Below are 1,980 nucleotides of genomic sequence, written 5' to 3' on the forward strand. Positions count from 1 at the left end.
GGCGGGGGCGCAGGGGTCACGGTGGCGTTGCCGGTTCCTACGGCGGTCCGCGCCGCGGTGGGAACCGGCGCGGACGGGGCCGTGCGCGCGGCGACGGTTACGGGTGCGGCGGTTACGGGTGCGCCGGCCAGGGTATGTCTTGCCATCGTCGCCGATGCCGGGGTGATGTCCGCGGCTGCTTGCGCATGCTGCTGCTTGCGGCCCAGGTCTGAAGCCGGCACTCTGTCGTCTGCCTGTGGCGTGCCGGTGACGACCACGACCGTCGGACACGGCCAGAGCCGGTCACAGCTCACGCACAGGTCGAACTCGTTCGGCTGGTGGAGGCCGAGGAGCGTGAGCAGGGATCCGATGTGTTCGATCATCTTCGGACCGGCCAGGACGGGGCCGTTTGAAATCATGTGAAGTTCCGAGCGCAACTGGTTGCAGTAGCGCTCGACCTCGTCCGTCCGCTGATCCTCCATCGAAGGCAGCATGCACCATCGCTTCGTGGGAAGTGTTACCGGTACCGTCCTTGACCGGTCGGTCTGGCCGTTATGCTACTTTTTGTAGCTATCTATGCTGTTCTTGTTATTGGCGGCTGGGTGACCGTAGCCCGGCGACGGCGTCGTCACACAGCTGCCGGTCGCATAACAGCTGGTCACACAGTGTTATACAGTTGACCATCGTGGTGTTCATCCCCGTTCGGGACGGACCTCGTCCGGACGGCGGACCTGGCGCATCAGGCCCTCCTGGAGACGGGCGAACTCCTCGATGTACGGACTGTCGACCTGGCCCGGAACGCCCGGGCCGTTACCGCCCGGTTCCTTGATGCCGCCCTGCCGGTCGAAGACCGGTTCGAACCCGGCGAACTGCCCGCCCGCCCCGCCGGGGCCGAGGCGTTCCCCCTGACCGTCGAAGGCCGGGTAGTGGGTGGCGACCGCGGTCGGTGCGGCGCCGCGTTCGCCCTGCCCGTCGTACCCGCCCGAGAACGAGGGCAGGTTCGGGGCGCCGCCCTGGCCGGGACGTTCGCCAGCGGCTTCGAACGCCGGGTAGTGGGTGCCGTTGCCGCCCGATCCGCGCTCGTCGGCAGGCGGGTCGTACCCGAATGACGAACCGTTGGGCGACGGTGCTGCGGCGACGGCCGGCATGCCTGAGCGGCCCGCCGATTCGCCGCCCAGCTCGGCTTCGCCCGGCCCGAAGACGTCCGCCGGCGGGTAGATCCGTGCCGACAGGCTGACCGACAGCGGGTCACTGCCGTATGTGATCACATCTACCTGGTCCTCCGGCCCGATGCCGCCGTTGCGGGCCAGATCGACGAACCGGAAAAGATCAGCCCAGCGTAGGCCGTCAAGGTCCACACTGATTCGCAAAGCCATCGTCGCGCCTCATCTCACGGTTCCAGCGTGCCGACCCACCGTTGCCTTCGGTACCGGAGCAGCCGGGCGATGTGAGGGGCCCGGCTGCGGCCCGGCGCCGGCTCACCGACCTGGCAACAGCGTGAGGCCGGCGATGGGCGGCAGCTTATACCCCGTTGGGGGTGCATTCCCCATCCGGGGAGGTTTGTGCGTTTGTACCGGGAATCCGCGGTCCGCCGGTTGTCGCGGGGTGTTGGTGAGCTGGGATGGACAGCTGTGGCGTCTGCCGTTGTAGGACGATGTTGCACATGCGGGTAGTGTCCGGCGTGTGAGTGTTGCTTCCGGCGGTGTCAACGGTATGGCTGGCGTTGGCGGCATGGCTGGTGTGGACATGCGTGCCGGATCGTTGCCGATCAGGCTTCTTCATGATCGTGTTCTTGTCGCCCCTCGCGAGGACTCGGCCGACCGGCGTTCGAAGGCCGGGATCGTCATTCCTGCCACAGCGCAGATGGGCAAGCGCCTGTCCTGGGCGGATGTGGTCGCGGTCGGTACGGCCGTGCGTACCATACAGGTGAGCGACCGGGTGCTCTACGATCCGGAGGAACGAGCCGAGGTCGAGCTGCACGGCGCGACCTACGTGCTCCTG

At 67.5% G+C, this 1,980-nt stretch carries 2 protein-coding genes and 1 pseudogene; 1 reads left to right on the forward strand and 2 read right to left on the reverse strand.

Annotated features, from left to right (window positions below):
* Together DD1DGNOD_RS07090 and DD1DGNOD_RS07095 are read right to left on the reverse strand one after the other, a co-directional pair.
* Window positions 1-473, reverse strand: a pseudogene (locus tag DD1DGNOD_RS07090) (hypothetical protein); the annotation flags it as partial.
* A 198-nt stretch (window positions 474-671) separates the two neighbouring features.
* A complete protein-coding gene (locus tag DD1DGNOD_RS07095; protein WP_131765817.1) occupies window positions 672-1,355 on the reverse strand; it encodes a hypothetical protein in 684 nt (227 codons plus the stop codon).
* Between the two features lie 307 nt (window positions 1,356-1,662).
* On the opposite strand from DD1DGNOD_RS07095, the gene DD1DGNOD_RS07100 reads away from it, so the two are divergent.
* On the forward strand, window positions 1,663-1,980 hold a 318-nt coding region (locus DD1DGNOD_RS07100; protein ID WP_131769704.1), incomplete at its 3' end, for a GroES family chaperonin.

It is taken from the genome of Candidatus Protofrankia californiensis (assembly GCF_900634765.1).
Classification (GTDB): Bacteria; Actinomycetota; Actinomycetes; order Frankiales; family Frankiaceae; genus Protofrankia; species Protofrankia californiensis.